This is a genomic window from Yoonia sp. D2-7, assembly GCF_055809435.1.
In genome coordinates this window covers 69652-89107 of record NZ_JBVVTX010000004.1, presented here as the reverse complement: position 1 = coordinate 89107, position 19456 = coordinate 69652, and the positions used below count along the sequence as shown (strand labels likewise).

At 52.7% G+C, this 19456-nt stretch carries 15 protein-coding genes; 9 read left to right on the top strand and 6 right to left on the bottom strand.

Going from position 1 to position 19456, the window contains the following annotated elements; translation table 11 throughout:
* The first annotated feature begins 49 nt into the window (after positions 1–49).
* Both AC0L7R_RS18825 and AC0L7R_RS18820 read left to right on the top strand, forming a co-directional pair.
* Complete coding sequence (locus AC0L7R_RS18825) at positions 50–1078, top strand: glycosyltransferase family 2 protein (RefSeq protein ID WP_348107773.1); 1029 nt, start codon at positions 50–52, stop codon at positions 1076–1078.
* Positions 1075–1983, top strand: coding sequence for a glycosyltransferase (locus tag AC0L7R_RS18820; RefSeq protein WP_473660848.1), 909 nt, complete (start codon positions 1075–1077; stop codon positions 1981–1983). The genes AC0L7R_RS18825 and AC0L7R_RS18820 overlap by 4 nt, the downstream gene beginning before the upstream one ends.
* Here the strand turns inward: AC0L7R_RS18820 and AC0L7R_RS18815 are convergent.
* The 4 genes from AC0L7R_RS18815 to AC0L7R_RS18800 all read right to left on the bottom strand — a co-directional run bounded on the left by AC0L7R_RS18815 (position 1980) and on the right by AC0L7R_RS18800 (position 7934).
* On the bottom strand, positions 1980–4295 hold the full coding sequence (locus AC0L7R_RS18815) for a Wzz/FepE/Etk N-terminal domain-containing protein (RefSeq protein WP_473660846.1): 2316 nt from the start codon (positions 4293–4295) through the stop codon (positions 1980–1982). The genes AC0L7R_RS18820 and AC0L7R_RS18815 overlap by 4 nt on opposite strands.
* Positions 4296–4521: 226 nt before the next feature.
* Positions 4522–5514, bottom strand: a complete 993-nt coding sequence (locus AC0L7R_RS18810) for a glycosyltransferase (RefSeq protein WP_473660844.1) — start codon at positions 5512–5514, stop codon at positions 4522–4524.
* 25 nt (positions 5515–5539) lie between these two features.
* Complete coding sequence (locus tag AC0L7R_RS18805) at positions 5540–6496, bottom strand: glycosyltransferase (RefSeq protein ID WP_473660842.1); 957 nt, start codon at positions 6494–6496, stop codon at positions 5540–5542.
* A gap of 112 nt (positions 6497–6608) precedes the next feature.
* Entirely contained in the window at positions 6609–7934 is a 1326-nt protein-coding gene (locus AC0L7R_RS18800; protein ID WP_473660840.1) for a polysaccharide biosynthesis/export family protein, read from the bottom strand.
* 121 nt (positions 7935–8055) lie between these two features.
* On the opposite strand from AC0L7R_RS18800, the gene AC0L7R_RS18795 reads away from it, so the two are divergent.
* Genes AC0L7R_RS18795 through AC0L7R_RS18785 form a run of 3 tightly spaced genes read left to right on the top strand, consistent with a single transcriptional unit; the run spans position 8056 to position 11487 of the window.
* Complete coding sequence (locus AC0L7R_RS18795) at positions 8056–9294, top strand: glycosyltransferase (RefSeq protein WP_473660838.1); 1239 nt, start codon at positions 8056–8058, stop codon at positions 9292–9294.
* Between the two features lie 59 nt (positions 9295–9353).
* Positions 9354–10550, top strand: coding sequence for a glycosyltransferase (locus tag AC0L7R_RS18790; protein WP_473660836.1), 1197 nt, complete (start codon positions 9354–9356; stop codon positions 10548–10550).
* 43 nt (positions 10551–10593) lie between these two features.
* Positions 10594–11487 (top strand): metal-dependent hydrolase, encoded by an 894-nt coding sequence (locus tag AC0L7R_RS18785; RefSeq protein ID WP_473660834.1) that lies wholly within the window; start codon positions 10594–10596, stop codon positions 11485–11487.
* On the opposite strand, the gene AC0L7R_RS18780 is transcribed toward AC0L7R_RS18785, so the two are convergent.
* Together AC0L7R_RS18780 and AC0L7R_RS18775 are read right to left on the bottom strand one after the other, a co-directional pair.
* Entirely contained in the window at positions 11479–12999 is a 1521-nt protein-coding gene (locus AC0L7R_RS18780) for an FAD-dependent oxidoreductase (protein WP_473660832.1), read from the bottom strand. The genes AC0L7R_RS18785 and AC0L7R_RS18780 overlap by 9 nt on opposite strands.
* Positions 12996–13634, bottom strand: a complete 639-nt coding sequence (locus tag AC0L7R_RS18775; protein WP_473660830.1) for a hypothetical protein — start codon at positions 13632–13634, stop codon at positions 12996–12998. The genes AC0L7R_RS18780 and AC0L7R_RS18775 overlap by 4 nt, the downstream gene beginning before the upstream one ends.
* A 545-nt stretch (positions 13635–14179) precedes the next feature.
* Here AC0L7R_RS18775 and AC0L7R_RS18770 point away from each other — a divergent pair.
* From AC0L7R_RS18770 to AC0L7R_RS18755, 4 genes are all read left to right on the top strand, one after another.
* Entirely contained in the window at positions 14180–15307 is a 1128-nt protein-coding gene (locus tag AC0L7R_RS18770) for an O-antigen ligase family protein (RefSeq protein ID WP_348106968.1), read from the top strand.
* A 149-nt stretch (positions 15308–15456) separates the two neighbouring features.
* A complete protein-coding gene (locus AC0L7R_RS18765; protein ID WP_473660829.1) occupies positions 15457–17049 on the top strand; it encodes an FAD-dependent oxidoreductase in 1593 nt (530 codons plus the stop codon).
* Entirely contained in the window at positions 17046–17417 is a 372-nt protein-coding gene (locus tag AC0L7R_RS18760; protein ID WP_473660827.1) for a hypothetical protein, read from the top strand. The genes AC0L7R_RS18765 and AC0L7R_RS18760 overlap by 4 nt, the downstream gene beginning before the upstream one ends.
* Positions 17418–17898: 481 nt before the next feature.
* Entirely contained in the window at positions 17899–19260 is a 1362-nt protein-coding gene (locus tag AC0L7R_RS18755; RefSeq protein ID WP_473660825.1) for an efflux transporter outer membrane subunit, read from the top strand.
* Positions 19261–19456: the final 196 nt, after the last annotated feature.

Genomic DNA, 19456 nt, shown 5'->3' with positions numbered 1-19456 from the left:
TATGAGCACCCTTGATTTCAACGCCCAAACAGCCCTTAACAACCGGTCTATGACCCATAGTAACCGGGGTTCAGGAGCGACTGAAACTTGTGTTCCCGCCGAAAAAGTTCTGGTGGCGATCCCCGCCCTTAACGAAGCGTCCCACATTCGCGAATGCCTTGAATCATTGCTTTCTGATCCTTGGATCGCTGGCACCCGTGTCGTCGTAGCAGATGGCGGCAGCACGGACGATACGTGTGCCATTGTGACCGCAATGATTGCGGATCATGCAGCGCTATCTCTTGTCCAAAATCCCGCTCGTTTACAGGCAGCAGCTATTAACAAGATTGTGCGGGAATGTTCAGATCAAAACACCGAATTTGTCATTCGTTGTGATGCCCACGCGATCTATCCGCAGCGCTATGTAGCGCGGGTGGCGCAAGCCCTGAGCGATTTACCTGAGGCGGCATCGATCGTCACACCAATGGATGCCGTGGGAATAAGTTGTTTTCAACGCGCAGCTGCGTGGGTTGCCGACACGCCACTTGGATCGGGTGGGTCCGCTCATCGGGGCGGACAACGCAGCGGTTGGGTTGATCATGGTCATCATGCCGGTTTCCGTATCGACTGGTTCCGGCGGATCGGCGGTTACGATGAAAGCTTCAGTCATAACGAAGACGCGGAATTTGATCGTCGACTGACGCAGGCCGGAGGTCGGATCAGATTGGATGCCGACATTCGGCTCGACTACAGTATGCGGCCGACGCTGCTTAAACTCACCAAGCAATACTGGTTTTACGGTCGTGGCCGCGCACGTACTGTCACCAAACATCGCATGCGGCCACGAATTCGCCAGCTTATTCCTGCAGTGAACCTTGCCGTTTTGGCGCTTTCGCTTATTGCGACGCCTGTTTTTCCGCTGTTGTTGTTCTTTCCAGCAGCTTACCTTGTTTTACTCGTCGCCGTTTCAGCGATCGCCACGGTGCGCCTGAGAACGTTTTGCGGGCTTTGGGCCGGCGCTGCTCTTGGTGCGATGCACAATGCCTGGGGTGCCGGATTCTTGTGGCAAATGATCTTAGGCAATCGCGTGAAACGATGAATACATTAGTGAATATCCTCCTTTGCACTTTCCGCCGACCAGAGGTCGTGCGCACACTTGAATCTTTAGCGACTATGGATTTGGCGGCCGACGTCTTAGTTCGCGTCGTAATTGCAGACAATGACGACACCCCAAGTGCGCGGGATGTCGTGGCGGCTGTCACCGACGATCTGCCGTGGCCTGTTCACTACCTTCATGCACCGGCCCGCAATATTTCGATTGCGCGCAACGCTTGTCTTGATGCTGTTGATGCGGACGCGGATTTTATTTGCTTTTTGGACGATGATGAATGGGTCGTACCCGATTGGTTGACGCAGCTTTTAGCGACGGCCAATCACACAGAAGCAGATGCAGTTTTTGGGCCAGTCATTGCATCCTACGACGACACCGCGCCAAGCTGGATCAAAGCGGGTGACTACCATTCTAGTTATCCAGTGCGACGGAACGGCCAAGTCGAAACAGGCATTAGCGGAAATGTGCTTTTGCGATGGGGTGCTAACGTACCGTGGAAGAACGAACGATTTGATCTCGCGCGGGGACGCTCTGGCGGTGAAGACACCGAATTCTTCTTTCGTCTGCGCCGTGCCGGCGCACATTTTGAAATCTGCGATGCCGCCCGCGCGTGGGAAAGCGTCCCTGATGCAAGGCTCAGCCTCGCGTGGCTTGCACGGCGACGCTATCGTATGGGGCAAAGCTACGCAGCTTCTGCCACAACTAACGTTGCTCGGGCGAAGCTCGCGCTTTCCGCATGTTTAAAGGCAGGATATTGCGGAATAATGGCCGTTTTTAACGCGCCTATTCGCGCGCGACGTTTCCGCTGGTTGTTGCGCGGCACGCTGCACGTTGGAGTGTGTGCTGGCTGCTTGTCGTTGCGCCAAAGCGAACATTATGGCGGATCGCCTTAGTAAACGGCGTAATCACCAGCCGCATAGTTTTGCGGTTCACTGCGTCCAACCATCGTCATCACAGCGCAAGTTGGCGTAATATCGGCGACACGCAACTGTCGCAAACAATCCTCCAAAGCATCAGCCGAACTTTTCTTCCAGCGAACGGCAAGGACGATTTCGTCGGCCTTGCGCAAAATGGGTAGTGCATCAGACACGGACAGCATTGGTGGAGTGTCGAACACAATGATGTCGAATTCAGCTTCGAGACGGTTGATCAATGCTGACATTCGATTTGACAAAAGCACACTACCAGGATCGCCGGACCCTTGTTGCGCTGGCAGAATGTAGGCACCGGTCAATTCATCCTTTCGCAGGATACTGCGTAAAGGTGCGGTGCTTTGATCGTTTAACAGATCATCGAGGTTAGGCCGATCAGGAGCATTCAATACACGCGCTATCGAACTGCGCCGCAGGTCGGTTTCAACAACCACAACGCTTTTACCCGCCTGCACCGCAGCATGGGCAAGAAGCAAACTTGTTGTTGTTTTGCCTTCGTTGGACAGCGCTGACATGACAGCAATCTTCATGCCCGATGACTTACGCCCGATGATCAACATATTGCGTAGTGTCCGTACGGATTCCGTTAGCGCAGCGTTCCGCGGCTGACCGATCGCTTTTAACGGGTCAACACGACCAAGGAATCCGCGTGCGACAGGTATTGTTGCAAAGATCGGGATCCCTTTCAAAAGACGTCGTAATTTCACCAATCCGTCAACAGAACGATCAAGGAATGTTCGTAAAAAGGCAAGCCCGAGACCGGCACAAAGACCTGCGATCAGACCCAATGCGACGCTGACCTTCTTGCGTGGTGCAGCTGGATTGCGCGGCGGTTCTGCGTAATTGACGACCCGCGCATCGGCGGCCTGCAAAGCAACCGTTTCCGTGCTTTGGCTGTATGTCGTCAAAAATGTTTCGTAGACAAGACGGTTAGCATCGCGTTCGCGTTCCAGTTCGGAAAGCGCAATCTGTTCGCGTTCCCATTCCAAATACGTTTCTTTCAGGTCTTTGAACTGCTGACGAACGGATGCTTCACGCGCGGCAGCGACGGCGACCTCGTTCTCTTTCTCCGCCAGAATGCGCAGAACTTCATTTTCAATGGCTTGGTCGATGGCCGTAACTTGCTGTCCAATATCTTCAATCCGACCGCCAGAACTACCGAACCTGTCTCGCAGTTGTGCTGCACGCAACTCTAGTTCGGCCCGTTCTTGCTGCAAGCGACGAATAAGGTCGGAATCGAGTACACCAGCAGCGGCGGCGAAACCTTGTTGTTCTATCAGAGTGCTAATCTGCCCACGTTCAGCTTCCAATTCTGATCGTTGTGCAGTCGCATTCACCAGACGACGCGACAATTCGCCAAGCTGCTGTTCCATCCAGCCAGTCCCGCCGCTGTCGCCATCAAGGCTTTGACTACGGAATGCGATCACATTGCGTTCAGACGCTTCAAGTCGGCTGCGCATATCCAGAATGCGTTCATCGAGCCCGTCGGTCAGACGCTTGATAGACGCTAGCTTATCCTCAAGCTGGAAGGCAATGTATTGATCAGCGACTGTATTGGCGACTGCAGCTGCAACAATTGGATCAGGTGATGTAAAACGAATATCAAGCACCGAAGAGCTGCCTTGCTGGCGCACAACCAGTCGCCTTGCCAGCGTATCGACAAAAACGGCTTGATCACCACGCACAGTCCGTTCGGCTGACGCGGCAAGCCGCAAATTGGCCGCCGCACTATCGTCGTCCATCGAAGTCGCGTCAGTATCTTGTGGTGGGGCAGGGTCCGGATCGCTGTCTTCCGCACTGAGAACGGATTTGACCATCGACTTAATCGTGGACGTCGCGTTTTCAATCAATGACGGTTCTTGGGGCGTCGGTAGTAAGGCGGGGTTGAATTCTGGCAGGTCTTCTAACGACAATGCCTCTGACACGCGTGATAGGAAACGACCCGAGGTCATGATCGAGATTTCACCGTAAATCTCGTTATTGTCGCGCTCGAGTTGTTGAAACAACGAACCCAATGCATTGTCAGCCTGATTTTCTTGACCCAATAGGATCTGTGCAGTCGCAACATAGGTCGGCGTGATCCGTAATACGTTGTAGGTCGCGACTGCACCACCAATGACCGTGCATAGCGCAATGACCCAAACGTTGCGCCAAAGTATGCGTGCTATTTCGCCTAAGTTGAGGGTAAAAGAAGCGTCTTCGGCGACATCGCGATGGTCATTGTTACGGCCGAGGGCCGTCCGTCGAAGTCCATCATCCGCCACGTTGTTCATCCGAAACCTGTGTCTTCACAATGTCCGCAAATCCCGAAGAAAATAATATAATGGGAAAAGCGGAACTTACATAAATAAATCAAAAAACTATGATCGTCATACTATCTAAACAAGCATCGTGCGACAAATCTATCCTTTCAGGTTAACAGGCGCATCGCATTGTCTCAAGCGATGCGTTTTAAACACGCGAAAAAGTGTACTCTCGATTCGTTTTGTAGTGCGTTGATCACGAGTCATTTGGACCACGCCGGATCAATGCCTTTACCGCGTATTGTTTTTGTTTCCGACTTTTGGCAAAGACAATAATCTCTCCGACTAGCCCCAGCGCAATAATCTGAATTCCCAAAACGACCATCAGGACTGCAAAAATCAACCCCGGCCTATCGGCAAGAGACATCATGCCAAATATACGGCCGATGAGATAGACCAGCGTTATGATAAATCCGACCAGCAGGATCGGCATTCCGATCGCACCAAAAAAACGCAGCGGGCGGCGCAAGAATTTGAGAACAACATACAACATCAGTGCATCGAAAAGCGCACGCACATGTGCAAAGGGTTTAAACACAAACTTCGCAGTTCCCGGCGCGTCGCTATCAGCCTGAGGCAAAGTAAGTTCTGTGACTGAATAGCCAAGTTCACTCGCGATGGCAGGTAGAAAGTGCTGGCGAACGCCAAAACCACAGATTTCTTCAAGAACCTCGCGGCGAACAATGCGCGTACGACAGAAAATGTCAGATACCGAATTTCCGAAGTATTTTGAGAATATCCACTGTAAAACCCGGTTACGGTGCGACGCCTGCCGCCCTTCGCGTGCTGCCACTACCATATCTTTGTCGCGTACAGCTTCAATCAAAGCCGGAAGCGACGCCGGATCAAGTTCAGGCCAACCAGCCACGGTCAGCACATAGTCACCGCGACAGCGGTTCACTGCTCTTAGCAGGGCCGCGTCTTCATCGTTCCACGCGCGCTGACCGATTATGGCCAGTTCGTCCCAGCTATCGGTCAAGTTATCCAGCGACCTGCGCAGGGCATCATCGGTATCATTGATGACGCAAATGACTTCATACGTCATGTTAAGTGCGTCTAGCATCGAACGATAAGAACTCACCGTACCGGGTAAATCAGGCGCGCCGTCAACTGCGATGACAACTGATAAATCGAGTGTCGAATCCAACTCGGGCGTTTGCGGTATTTCCGCGTTAAAAGCATTATTCATAATTAGATAACCTCCATTTGACGCTTCATGTCCGGTTTTCGTCTTCGCCATCCAAAGTGGCGGAGTTGCGAAAAGCCAGCATTACGAGAACGCCACACAACAATAAAAATACCGACGTAACACCAAAGAGCCCAGTTAACGTCATGCGCACGACCTGCGAGCCGTCGGCGGTCGCACCCAGAAAGATCAATGACGTAAGCGAAAGAAGCGCAAATACCCCCCCCGAAAACGTGAACGCAGACAGTGGGCGACGGCCAAAGTACAGTAACGACTTGATTGAAATAAGATCTAGCAAAACCTTGAATACACGCGATAATCCGTAATTGGATTCGCCGAATTGGCGGGCGTGGTGACGAACGCCAACTTGTGCAATTCGCGCACCCATCGGGATTGTCATGGCGGGAATGAACCTGTGCATGTCGGAATAGAGCGGCACTGCTTTAATGACTTCGGCGCGATAAACTTTCAGCGAACACCCGTTGTCGCGGATCGGCAATCCGGTGACTTTACCGATTAGCCAATTGGCAACTTTGGACGGTAACTTACGCGACAACGCCTTATCTTTTCGATTGATGCGCCAGCCGACGACAAGATCATATCCCTCGTGCATCTTGTTAAGCATCATCGGAATGTCTGCAGGATCGTTTTGCAGGTCGCCGTCCATCGTGATCAAGAAGCGACCACGCGCGTATTCGATACCAGCGCGCATGGCCGCTGTTTGGCCAAAATTACGCCGGAACTCCAATACCGCGACCCGGTCATCATCAGCTGCAATAGCAGCGGCACGCAAACGAGTGTCATCTCGACTGCCGTCATCGACAAGCAGAATTTCGAACGCGAGACCGGTTGGTTCTAGCGCCGCGATGATCGCCGCGTGAAGCGGCCTAACGCTTTCCTCTTCGTTATGTAGAGGCACAATTACCGATACATCGGGGCGGTTTAGTAACTCTTCAGACGTCCAAAATTCGTTTACATCTAACATGATACCAGACCTCTCTCCCCTACAGACGGTCCAGCAGTTGCAGGATAGCTGCACCGCTGGCACGTGCGATCGGATGGCCGACAAATAAGCTGCCGAAACTGGTCGTTTACTACTAGTTCGATGGTAGGGCCTCCTTCTGCGACAAACTGATCTCAAGCGTATCCAGAGGGCGCAATATGACGTCCGGCGTCACTGTTTCGCTGATAAAGGCCCCACCAACATCACGTGCGATTCTGAAGACGGGTTGCGGTACGTTCGTCTCTGCTTCGTCTATGAGCGTCGCAGCTTGATTTGTAACAGCCAATACGCCGCGCTGAGTCTCTCGGCGTGACGTCAATTGGTCGATTTCAGAATTGATAGACTGCAATTGGGTCAGGTTTTCACGAATTTTGCGCTGCACCGTTTCGATCAAGTCACGCTCGACCTCTTTCAACGACTGGCTGGCACGGAAAATTTGGTTTTCGGCGTCTAAGTGCCGCGCTTCGAGCTCGAAGAGGGCGCGCTGGGAATTCAGCAAAGCGGGCGATCGGGTAAGGCCACGGTCTAACAACGATTCTAGATTTCCGACCGCATCAGCCATAATACCAACCTGAACGGCGATACCTTCCAGCTTTTGTTTCAGAACAGTTACTTCACGTTCTAGCAACGCCCGAGAAGATTCGAGCGATTCGACTTCCAACGCATGAGATTCGCGTTGTGTCTGAAAAATTTCGCGTTCGCGCACAAGGATCGCGTTTAGTGCAGCAGCGCCGTCCGGATGCATTAAATTATCTGGCAATTCAAAGGATGCGTCGCTTGCTGCTTCTGCCTCTAGACGTGCCTTTCGAATGCGCAATATTGCAAGGTTAAGTTCAATCTCGCGCAGGTTTCCCACAACACGTAAGGTTTCCAATTCTAACCTGCCACCATCCACATCAGATGCCCGATAATACCCGCCTGCTTGCGCCAATAGATGCACCGCACGCATTCCGGGCCGGAATTCGTACGCGCCGGGCCGCGCAACATCACCCAAAACAAACACCGGTCGAAAAACCGCAGTTTCGATAGTGACACTTGGAAGTTCGTTCAATCCAAGGCGGTCCTTCAACGCGGCTGCGATATCGTTTGAAAGGGCAGTGGCGCCTTTCCCAACGGCATCAACTCCGCCAATAATTGGCAACATCACGCGACCGTCTGTGCTGATCACATAAGTGCCGCTAACAACATCCAGATTGCGGAAAGCCAATGCCGTATTGTCCCATGTGACAACGCGTAATCGAATTTCATCCAAAGGGCCAAAATCGTAAATAGAATCGCTAAGTTGTCCTGCGATTTCGGCAGAAGGTGTCGATAGCAATTCATCGGTAGGCTGCGCATGCGCCGGCAGCAATTTACCGAGACAAAACAAAACAGATAGCGCAAGACATAACAGTGGCGTCATATTCACACGTGCCAGCATGGAAAATTCCAAAAATAAATTTTGCCGATACCTAAATAGCTGACAAGCTGACCAAGTTTCGGCTATTGAATAATACGACAATTAACACAAAATTAATGCGTCCGTCGAAGGATAAATGCAAATGACGTCCCAAAAAATTACCGCGATTGTACCAACGTACAACCGAGCGGCGTTTTTATCGGAGGCGCTTGCGGCTATTTTTAATCAATCATGTCAGGTAGATGAAGTAATTGTTTGGGACGACGGATCGACTGATGAAACCGAATCCGTAGTGCGTGCTGCAAATGGTCCAATCCGGTATTTCAGAGCAGAAAACGGCGGCAAATCGCGCGCGCTCAACGCTGCAATGGCCAAAGCGACAGGTGATTTAATCTGGATATGCGACGATGATGACATCGCTTTGCCCCATGCTGTTGAAACTTTGGTAGGACTACTCGCGAAAAACCCTGATGCGGGTGCCTCAGGGGGTGGTTATCGCCGCTTCCATACCGACCCTGCATCCGGTGACCGTATTGAACAGGGTCCGGGGTACTGGCCGGATCTGTCGCAAGGATCTGTACTGCGACACCTCCTTGAAGATATTTTTCTGTTTCAAAACGCAACTTTGGTGCGACGCACGGCCTACCACGCAGTGGGTGCTTTCAAGGAAGATCTGCCGCGTTCCATTGATTACGATATGATAGTCCGTCTTGCTTTGCACAAACCTGTGGTAGTGACGGATACGCCGTTGTTCTTGCAGCGCAAACACGACGGAGAAAGAGGCCCGGCAGCTGCCCGCCATTCCGCCGCACGGTCAGACGAGGTTTGGGAGGCAGCGGATCGCGCCGTGTTCAAACCTTTCTACGACAGTATTCCGCTGTCGCGCTATGCGACAATGTATGGTGGCACGCCACAGGCAAGTCACCGCGCCGCTTTATTGCAACGGGCCTGTATCTATGCGCGTCGCACCGATTGGGGGCTGGCCTGTGCGGATTTCGACGCTGCTGCAAACATTGCGCCAGATTGCCCGCTGTCGACGGTTGAAACAGCAATTTGCCGACGCGCCATGGCAGGCAAACATGGCATTTACCGCGCAACAACCCCCGAAACACGGGCCACATTATCCGATCTTGCACAATCAAACATTTCTGGAACAGCCATCGCACGGTCTTTGCGTCGTGGGCTTCGCTGGCGTTTGCGGGATGCCATTCGCGCAAAGAATTTTGGCGACGCAATGAAAATTACGCAACTGGCGATCGCCTTATCCCGTGGACACAACAAATCGACCGAAACACCCATGATTTCTGCAATTGAACGAACCGATCCGTATGATGTGGCCAACGAAAAAGGCGTCCTATTAGACGCAACAGCCACGTCATGATTAATTTTAGAACACCGTAACGCTTTGCGCGCGGTATTTGTCATGGCAAGGAGAATTCCATGACCCAGTCGCTTACAGCACCCGCCGCTGATGATGGTGAAGCTGGCCATCGCACTCGCCTGCTTTTTTTTGGGTTCGATTCATCAGAACCGTCGCACATTCGCAGAATCCGTTCCTTTCTAGACTGTGGTCTTGATTTGCGGGCCGTGACTATGCGGCGGGACGTCGATGGTAATGATGATGGGCCTGCGGTTTTTTGGGACAACATCCACCTTGGCACAACGCACCATGCCGCCATGGGTCAGCGCCTTTGCGCTATTGCACGCGCCATCGCAACCTTACCTAAACACCGCAAACAGCTTCAAAACTTTGATGTGATCGTCGCACGCAACCTCGATATGCTTGCGATCGCAGTCGCCGCGCGCACCATGATACGACCAGCGCCACCCTTAATTTACGAATGTCTCGACATACACGGGCTCATGACGGATCAGGGGCGCAAAGGGCGCCTTGTGCGCGCGTTCGAACGCATGTTGCTAAAACGCACATCAGCGCTCATCGTGTCGTCGCCTGCGTTTGTAAATGACTATTTTAAGCCTGTGCAGGGCTGGGCAGGGCCCGTCACATTGTTAGAGAACAAGTTGTGGTTGGGGTCTAATTTCGCCGACCGCCCCGCGCCCGACAAGACCAACTTGCAGGCCAAAGAAGGACCTATCAGCATCGGGTGGGTCGGCACATTGCGCTGCGCACATAGCCTAGAAATTCTAGCGGAAACCGCGCGCCGGCTTGGCGACCGGATCGAGATATGTATGCACGGGATCATTCATCGTCACGCGCTACCGGATTTTGATGCGACCCTCGCTAAAACCGCCAATTTACAATATCTTGGCCCTTATTCATATCCGGACGGATTGGCTGACATTTACACTAACTGCGATCTAGTCTGGAGCCAGGATCTTTGGCAATTGGGCACAAATTCCACATGGCTGCTTCCCAATCGTATCTATGAAGCCGGATACTATGGCTGCCCTTCGATCGCAGTGGCACACACAGAGACGGGCAGCCGCGTCGAGGAAGGGCTTGGTTGGACAATCCCGACACCGTCAGCCGATGATTTATGCGATCTCATTATGAGTTTGGACCCGCAAGAAATCGCGAAAAAAAGGCAAGACTTATTGGCCCGCCCAAATGCAGAGTTCCAGCAAACTTGCGCAGAAATAAGGGCCGCAGTGCAACAACCCCTCGCATCTAGTTAAGCACCATCACCCAAATTGCGACAAAAGGCACAACAAAACGGCCATGCCAAACACAATTGCGCATATTGCAGTTCATACGCTTGTCACGCGGGGCATACTGCGAGACTCCGATTTTAAATGGATCCTTGTTGGCTGCATCCTATCCGACATCCCATGGATTTTGCAGCGCATTGTTATGGGGCTCGCCATGGATATTTCGGCGATCCAACTGCGTCTATATGCGGCCATTCAAAGCAGTCTCTTTGTAACTCTGGTTCTCGCGGCTGGCCTCGCGCTCGTGTCTCGTAGGCCGTGGCGAACATTTGCGCTGCTGGCCTTCGGTGTTGTGTTACATTTGCTGCTTGATGCAATGCAGACGAAATGGGCCAACGGGGTCCTGCTGTTCGCGCCTTTCTCGTGGGATTTATTCAACCTCGGTCTTTATTGGCCGGAAAGTGTTTTGAGCATAGCAATGTCGATGACTGGCGTGGGTGTGATGGTTTTTGCGCTTGTGAAAATCCCCGCAACGCCTGGTCGTCCAGTACATCGCCCAATTACGCGACCTGCTGCATCCGCGATGTTAGCTTTCATCTACCTGCTCCTGCCATTCCCGCTTATGTCAACGGCGTACAACGCCGATTTACATTACACGGCAACGCTTTCCCCGGGGTCGAACAGGCTAGGGACTGCGATAGAATTTGACCGTGCGGTTGTACAGCGCGATCATGATAATGTTGTGCAATTGCAGGCATGGACTGGTGAATGGTTCAATTTGCAAGGCGTCGTAGAAGACAGCGCAGAGGTTGTTTCGGTGCGTGGCAGTTTCATTGCGGCAGACACAGTCATAATCGAAGAAATTTTTGTCCACACACCCAGCTGGCGCGCCATATTCTCGCAATTCGGCCTCTTGTTCATCGCATTTTGGTGGATCCGTTGTATCCGATCCAAGTCAGATTAAGCCGGTTTTTTTCAGGGCCTTCCGGTGCGGAAATTGCTCAGGCGATAGTCCAATTTCCAACGCAATATTTTTGAGCTGCGCGTACCGTTTAGCACCTTCCGATCCAGAAAAGGCGCCTGCTTCAGCGAGAGGCATGCGGCGTTTCACTGCGTCATCCAGAGTCAAAGCCATTTCGTGTTGCATGGCATGGTCCATGCGCGCAGTCAGCGCTTCAATGTCGTCAAGATCAACAGGCAGATGGGCAGCATTCGGCAGCTTCTCTGTCAGACTTTGCCGTTGCGTTTCTTTGCAGGCAGGAACGCCGCCAAGCTGTAATGCCGCGACATCCATTGCGCGCGCGGCAATTGCACGCGCCGTGGTATATTTGACCCCAATGACACTAATCAAGCCCGCCGCACCATCAGAGGTATGATCCAGCAGCGTTCCAGCGGTCTGACGACGCACCGTACCGGTCCTGCCATCATCCACGTCGGCGGGGATCATTCCGTCAAAAGTATGCAAAACATCCGTCGACTTCAGGTCAAGAGCGGGTGCTGCGCGATTCAGGATATCGAGAAAATCGTCAACGGCCGTGTCAGTCCCATGGCTGCATGCAGGGGCTTCGTGGGTGCCAATGATCGTCAAACCCGACCATGGCGTCAGAAAATACATGCGCCCGCCGCGATCTACAATTGCATCCGACTTTTCCGTTCCTACAATTCCCATTGCTCGGTCACCTATCTGACGATCAACAACGATGTTGAGCGCGCGTGCGAACGTAGGAAATCTGTCTTGTGCCTCTGGATAAATCACTTTTGACGCCAGCGATTTTGCAGATCCGCCTGTACAGGACAAAACAACACGCGCCGAAATTTTACCGGTGCCGCCGTTTGTCAGGTCGGTCACTCTTGCGCCACCAACCCGTCCATCGCTGTGCGCTAGTGCGTCAACCGCCATGTAATTGGCGATGTGCACACCGTATCTTGCGGCCGCAGACAGGGCAGCGATCTGCAGCCGACCGGTATCTAACATCTGCCCATCACGCCAAACGCCACCGCCGGTAAGGTCTTTGGGTGCCAATTGCCCCAACTGTTGCCGTGCTACAGCGGCGTTGACGACACCTGCACCCCCAAAATCTGGACCGCGCAAACCCAATTCCAAAGCCTGATAAAGCATCGCAGCCGCGCGAAATACTATCGGACCTTTGACGCCATATCCGGTCAGCGGGATTGTAAAATCTAATGGTTTTACAAGTTCTGGCGCAACATGGCGCCAGAACGCCCGTTCGCGCACCGAGGCCCGCAAACGCATAACGTCAAGATTTTGCACATAGCGAATACCGCCGTGTACAATCTTAAGCGAATTGTGCGATGCGCCCCCGCCAAAATCAGCTTGTTCGACCAATGCTGTCCTGTAGCCGCGCATTCCTGCCTCGCGCGCAGCCATTGCGCCGTAGATTCCACCGCCAACGATGAGAACGTCGTATGGCTCTGCGGTAAGGGAATCGAGCGTCGCGCGTTGCAGTCCATTCATGATAAACGCAGCCGGATTTGACGGATAAGGAACGTAAAAAAGCCGACCCTTCGGCCAATCACCTTTGGTTGAGTACCTAAGTCCCACAATGCGGAAATGATGGATTGCGCAGGACGCGCAGGGTCAATGGTGGCGGGCAAATGGAAGCCATATCGACCGACGTCGCGCCAGCAACCAGAAACAGGCAGTGGATCACTGCCAGGCATCACAACAGCGGCTTTTGCGAAAGCAGTTGGCTGGGGAAAGCCAATAGGCCGCCCGCCATTATCACCTAGGAAAACGCCCTGCGGGAGCCCATTTTCAACCCACGCTGCTATTTTTGCACCGCGTGGCCCTATCCATTTCCCTGCACCCCAAGGCAGGATGGCTGGTCGCTTTGCGGCGCGCAATGCACCGAGCACATGATCAATGGGTTCACCGTCTAATTCCTTCTCGCGATATCCGATTGCGAGCACTTCGATTCGTTCCGCAGTGTTTATTTGACGGCCCGCCAGAAGAAGTAGGGTTTGCGAAGCGGGGCCGTTCAATTGAACGGCAAGTGGATCACCGGGCAGCAATGTCACAGTCCAATCGGACGGCAAGTTGCACCCTGAGATTAAATCATCAATTCCTGTTTCCAAAGGTGTTTCTGTCATAATCAGCACGCATTGCTTGTCAGACAGTCCAGCGCGACGCCCAGCCTGTGTCAAATTATTGAAGGCGGCATGCAAAAATGCGTTTCGGTCGACGCCGCTATACATATGAACGTGGCTGTCGATCAGCATCGGGTACACGACAGCAAAGCAAATGAGCAAAATGACCGCATTATCACCACGCTTATACCTTCAAATAAATTTTTGCGCGGGATTAAAAACATAGTCGCGCGAACAGATAGAAAAATTTCCTGATTTAAGGTATACAACGAATATGAGCCGTGTCGCTATTTACCTTCCGGACCATTTTTTATTGAAAGCATTTTATGACGACCGCACCTGGAAATTATGAAAATTCCAGAACCACTGTGTCTGAATCCCAAGGTTTGGTTCTCAGGTTTACGGTGAAACACTGTGATTCGGTGGCCATTACGCTTTGGTTTCTTGTCACGTTTATACAGTTTCGGCGTGACGAACTCTTGCTCTATCCGCTGGCGCTTTATTTCGCCCTACGTGCTTGGCAAAGACGCGACGAAATGACGTGGTTGATGTCGCGTTCACTTATTATTTTGCTGTTGCCATTCTGGTGCTTGATTTCGCCGCTTTGGGCAGTGGAGCCGATGATAGCTTTCAAAACATCGATCTATCTGATGCTTACCATGGTGATCTGTTATGTCATCGTCCTTACACTGCAACCGCGACAAATTTTATACGCCGTGCTCGCCGCGACAGGCACGGTCGCCGTGCTCAATTTGGTATATGGATTGGGAACCGGACGAATGGTCCCCGGTCTGTTCCCGCATAAAAACATGCTCGGGACCAATATGGTGATCCTGTGGACCGTTGCTGTCGCCATAACACTGGACAAAGGCGCGCTGCGCTGGATTCGCTGTTTCGGGATATCATTCGTTTTCTTAAGCCTATTTCTTATCGTTGAAAGCCAATCAGCAACTGCTCTTTTGCTCGCTATCGCAACGGGGGGCGGCGTGATTATCGCGGGGCTGGTTCTACTGGGCACATGGTTGCGCCCGTTGAGACTAGGGGCAATTTGTATCGCATTGGCGGCGTGCTTTGCGCTTGCGGCATGGGTTCTTGCTGAACCGCTGGGCGACGTTATTGGGCCAGTGCTTGACGCGCTCGGCAAAGATAGGTCGTTGACGGGTCGTACCGTTCTTTGGATGTATGCCGAAGATCAAATTCGCGAACACCCTTTTCTGGGTGTCGGATCTGGCGGTTTCTGGCGATACGATGAATCGCCTCTTGTTCGCAAAATCCATGCCGATTTTTACAAGGGCCGGAACACGACGTTCAATTTCCATAACAGCTTTTACGAAATAGCGGTCCATCAGGGCCTTATCGGACTTGGCATGACGGTTCTGGCACTGACTTGGGCGCTGGGATGGACACTGCGCGGGGCGATGACGCTTGGATCAATGCCTGCGATCTTCTTTCTCAGTCAAAGTGCGGCTGTCACCACACGCATCTTTGCCGAAGCTGATTTTTACAAACCCTTTATCCTTTTCCACATGCTTCTTTGGATAGGGGGATTGTCGATAATGCGCCAAATTCGCGAACAACAACGCGAGAAAAGAATTTACGAACAAAGCCTCTCCAACACAAACGCGAGGAACAATGGATTTTTCTGGTCGCGCCGCCCAAGATTGGTTGGTTGGTAGATTGAAACAGGTCGGGGTCTGGATTTCGCGCCCTTCAAATTAGCCCTTGGTCATGACCATTTGTTACGAACCGACGTCTGACTATGCAGCTAGATCGCGCTGGCTATTAAAACTGGGCAATATATTTTTTATTCACACAGGTTTGATTAATGATTTTAGATGCAAGACAACTTCCAGATGGTGAAGAACTTGAGGCTGATATCTGTATTGTCGGTGGCGGCGTTGCGGGCATTACCCTCGCGCTCGAGCTTTCTGGGACCGGTTTAGACGTTATCCTGCTGGAAAGCGGCGGTATGAACTACGATCCGGAAACGCAGTCGCTTGCCGCGGGCCCCATTTTGGGATTTCAGTACGATCCGCTCGACGACTCGCGACTGCGGATGCTGGGTGGCTCTTCAAATCACTGGGCTGGAAACTGTATGCCGCTGGCGCCAATTGATTTTGAAAAACGCGATGAAATTCCGCACTCTGGCTGGCCGATAAGCTATGATGATCTCGCGCCATTTTATGAACGCGCCCAACCGTATTTTGAACTCCAGACCGAACGCCCATACGACATGGAATATTGGGCGAAAGAGATTGGGCTAGATCCAATAAAGTTCGATCCTGAAATTTTCGTCAACCTTCCGATCAACGAAAGTCCACCTACGGCATTCGGTTACACATACGAAGCGGCGCTAAAACAGTCCCCCAATATATCGACTTATCTTTACGCAAATGTATTGGACGTGCTCACCAACGACACAGCAACAACCGTGAAGGAGGTGCAAGTCGCCTGTATCGACGGGCCACGGTTCCGTGTGCGCGCCACCCGTTTCGTGCTTGCGCAAGGAGGTATCGAAATTCCCAGACTAATGTTGCTATCAAATTCCACTGCCACTGCAGGTCTCGGAAACGATTACGAACTTGTCGGCAAGTTTTTCGGCGATCACGGGGCATTGCGCCCCGCAATGACGTTTTTTGCGCAAGATCAGCAAGACGATTTGGCGCTTTATGCCCAGCAGCATTTCTTTGAGGTCGGCGGCGTCCAACCTGCTGTTATCCCATCAGAAGCCTTGCAGCGTCGCGAAAAAATGCCCGGTTTCGTGTTCCACTTGTTCGAAACGAACCGTTCGCCGGGTGACATGTCACTCAGCAGGCTAATAGGTGGTTTGCGAGAGAACGAAGCGCCGCCATATCTTTCATCTGAACTGATGAATGTCCTGACCGATCTGGACGGCGCAACCAATCGGATCATTCGCAAATTCGATGCCGAAACCGATACGTTCATAGAACGGCCTTGGTTCGCACCTTGGCTGACTTTTGAATGTGTGCCAAATCCGGACAGTTCCGTTCATCTTGTTGCCGAAAAAGATATGTTTGGGCAGCATCGCGTCGCATTGGACTGGCAATTGACGGATATGGAAATGCAAACAGTCAAACGCGCCTCAGAGCTTTTGATACAGGAAATTGGTCGGCTGGGTATCGGCCGCGCATGGACCGAAGTTTTGAGGGATGATTATACTTGGCCCGCATACGTCGGACGGGGCAAACACCATTGCGGTACAACCCGCATGTCTGCTGATCCCAAAACAGGCGTTGTAGATGCAGACTGCCGCGTCCATGGCATGTCAAATCTGCATATATGCAGCTGTTCAGTGTTTCCGACGATGGGCTACGCGAACCCGACACTGACCATCGGGGCATTGGCGATCAGGATGGCCGACTATTTCAAGGACGCCGCTGCGGAGGGCAGATTATGACATCGACCCACAGCCTGCTCAATCGCCGCGGATTTATCTGTGCGCTCGCTGGTTTCGCGCTGAACGGTCAGGCCGCATCAGCAGCAATGATCGACAAAGAGCCCAATAATTATGTGGGTCCAGCATCTACCATCGGAAAGGTAATCATACGTGCGGGTGTTGTCGAAAGGAACGCATTTGACCTGCGCAGCGCCTTGCAGATCAGCAACGAGCAACCGCAGGACCTGATCTGTCGCCGTTGGATGCAGCAGATCCGAAACGACTTCGCGAACGCCGACACAGTTTACGTAGACGGCTGGACCCTCAGCCGGACAGAAGCGCGCCTGTATGCGCTGGCGTCACTTCCAGCAACAGAGTGGTATAGTTAAGTGCCCCGAATAATTGTCATTGTAGTAACCGTTATACTGCTGAGCACTCTTGTCCGATTTTTCGTGCCGGCCAGTTTTTATACCGCCACTGCGATTTTCTGTATCCTTGGTCTGTCGATCATCATTCGTCTAATGCGACATGGATCGCGTGACGACCGCTGAACGTTTTAACACGATCACGACGAACAAACGATCTTGCTGTAGATTAACGGCGGAACGACTTTGGGCGTTTGCTTCAGCGTATTCATATTCAAGACGGTTGATGATTGCACCGACAGTGCCTTTGTTTGAAATAACCTGCGCGCAACCGCGCTTGGCCGCCACAATTCCGCCATAATTCTGACACTTTTTGCCCGCTTTTCATCAAGTTGTGCCAAAAAATCACACCTTTGTCGGGAAATTTACGCAGTACCAGAGCTAGTTTTTTGTGTTTGGGCGTCTGTGCATTAGCGTTGAATGCAATAATTACAGGCATTTTTTTATGAATCGTTTAGTATTGCCGCTGATTTGCGGTACGGCATTTGCTGGGTGCGAACGCATGGGACCAGAATATCAGGCCCCTACGATTGAACTACGCAATAATTTTGTCAACGCGGCTCCTGCGACGCTGGAAAACGCGGCAGATCTGGCATGGTGGGATCGTTTGAATGACCCATTACTGACGGGCCTGATTGCCCGAGGATCATCTCAAAACCTTGATGTGCGCACTGCAATTGAACGCAGCAATGCCGCAGAAGCGGCCCTTGGCCGTGTGGGTTTGAACGCGCAGCTCACCGGCGGAGTCGAGGCGGCCGTCACACGGCAGAATTTCGATGACGGGCCCACGACGCTGTCCAACTCACGTGCCAGCGGCAGCTACGTTGTTGATCTGTTTGGAGAACATGAAAACCGTCAGACGCAAGCGCAAGCAAACCTTGGTGCGGCACAAGCGAACGTCGACGTGGTCCGGCTTGCCTATCTCGCGGATATCACCAACGCCTATCTTCAGGCACGCTATCATCAAGAAGCTGCCGCAATCTCACGTATGACAGTGCGTAGCCGCAGACAGACACTGCGACAGATCACGCAAAGACGCGATGTCGGGGACGCGACAGAATTGGACGTCCAACGCGCGCGGTCTGAGCTCGCTACATCCGAGGCGACGCTTCCGACGAGGTCCGCGCAATTTGAAACGAGTGTCTTTCGCATCGCCACGCTTTTGGCAGAACCTGCACAACCGATAATGACCAAAATGCAGGCCGCCGCGTTCCAGCCGCGCCCACACGGCACCAGTCCGGTGGGGCATCCCGCTGACCTAATCCGCAACCGGCCAGATGTCCGAGCCGCCGAACAGGACCTGATCGCGGCCACCGCCGCCATCGGCATCGCAGAGGCGCAATTACTGCCGTCGATATCATTAAGCGGCACCCTGTCAGCAGGGGCGACAGACGGATGGAGCTTTGGACCAAAGCTCAGCATTCCAATTTTGAACCGTGGCGCCCTACAGGCCAACCAACAGATCGCGGAATCGCAAGCGCGCACCGCCGAACTTACATGGCGCGCAACAGTGCTCAAGGCGGTCGAAGAGGTGCAGATCGCGCTTAGTCTCTCGCAGAATTTAGAACAAAAGGTGACCCATCTCGAACACGCGCGCGACGCGTCAAAGGCAGTCGTGGACCTGAGCAGGCGGAGCTACCAAAGCGGAGTTGTCCCATTCACGGACGTGCTGAACGCCGAACGCCAACATGCCGCAAATCAATTGGCAGTGGCGGATGCGCTAAGAGAATACGCAGTCTCTTGGATGGATTTGCAAATCGCAACGGGGCAGGGGGCATCAGCTGTCGCCGCAATGACAACGCAATAATAACGGCGTCTCATGGCGTTCCGAAATGGCGCGCAGGTCGTTCCTGCGAGTGGTCCGTATCAGTCGTCAGAACGCCGGCGTGAAAGGGCGCGAACTTTGGGATGGTCCGTGCCAACCGGGCTCAACTGGGTAGATTTACACTCGGTTTTCACGCTTGAAACTGAATCTTTGCCCGCAGATGTGAAAATCCAAGCGT

Bases quoted from the DNA above. Each gene is read 5' to 3' on its own strand.
- AC0L7R_RS18825 (WP_348107773.1), top strand. From the start codon at position 50: ATGACCCATAGTAACCGGGGTTCAGGAGCGACTGAAACTTGTGTTCCC.
- AC0L7R_RS18820 (WP_473660848.1), top strand. From the start codon at position 1,075: ATGAATACATTAGTGAATATCCTCCTTTGCACTTTCCGCCGACCAGAG.
- AC0L7R_RS18815 (WP_473660846.1), bottom strand. From the start codon at position 4,295: ATGAACAACGTGGCGGATGATGGACTTCGACGGACGGCCCTCGGCCGT.
- AC0L7R_RS18810 (WP_473660844.1), bottom strand. From the start codon at position 5,514: ATGAATAATGCTTTTAACGCGGAAATACCGCAAACGCCCGAGTTGGAT.
- AC0L7R_RS18805 (WP_473660842.1), bottom strand. From the start codon at position 6,496: ATGTTAGATGTAAACGAATTTTGGACGTCTGAAGAGTTACTAAACCGC.
- AC0L7R_RS18800 (WP_473660840.1), bottom strand. From the start codon at position 7,934: ATGCTGGCACGTGTGAATATGACGCCACTGTTATGTCTTGCGCTATCT.
- AC0L7R_RS18795 (WP_473660838.1), top strand. From the start codon at position 8,056: ATGACGTCCCAAAAAATTACCGCGATTGTACCAACGTACAACCGAGCG.
- AC0L7R_RS18790 (WP_473660836.1), top strand. From the start codon at position 9,354: ATGACCCAGTCGCTTACAGCACCCGCCGCTGATGATGGTGAAGCTGGC.
- AC0L7R_RS18785 (WP_473660834.1), top strand. From the start codon at position 10,594: ATGCCAAACACAATTGCGCATATTGCAGTTCATACGCTTGTCACGCGG.
- AC0L7R_RS18780 (WP_473660832.1), bottom strand. From the start codon at position 12,999: ATGAATGGACTGCAACGCGCGACGCTCGATTCCCTTACCGCAGAGCCA.
- AC0L7R_RS18775 (WP_473660830.1), bottom strand. From the start codon at position 13,634: ATGACAGAAACACCTTTGGAAACAGGAATTGATGATTTAATCTCAGGG.
- AC0L7R_RS18770 (WP_348106968.1), top strand. From the start codon at position 14,180: ATGTCGCGTTCACTTATTATTTTGCTGTTGCCATTCTGGTGCTTGATT.
- AC0L7R_RS18765 (WP_473660829.1), top strand. From the start codon at position 15,457: ATGATTTTAGATGCAAGACAACTTCCAGATGGTGAAGAACTTGAGGCT.
- AC0L7R_RS18760 (WP_473660827.1), top strand. From the start codon at position 17,046: ATGACATCGACCCACAGCCTGCTCAATCGCCGCGGATTTATCTGTGCG.
- AC0L7R_RS18755 (WP_473660825.1), top strand. From the start codon at position 17,899: ATGAATCGTTTAGTATTGCCGCTGATTTGCGGTACGGCATTTGCTGGG.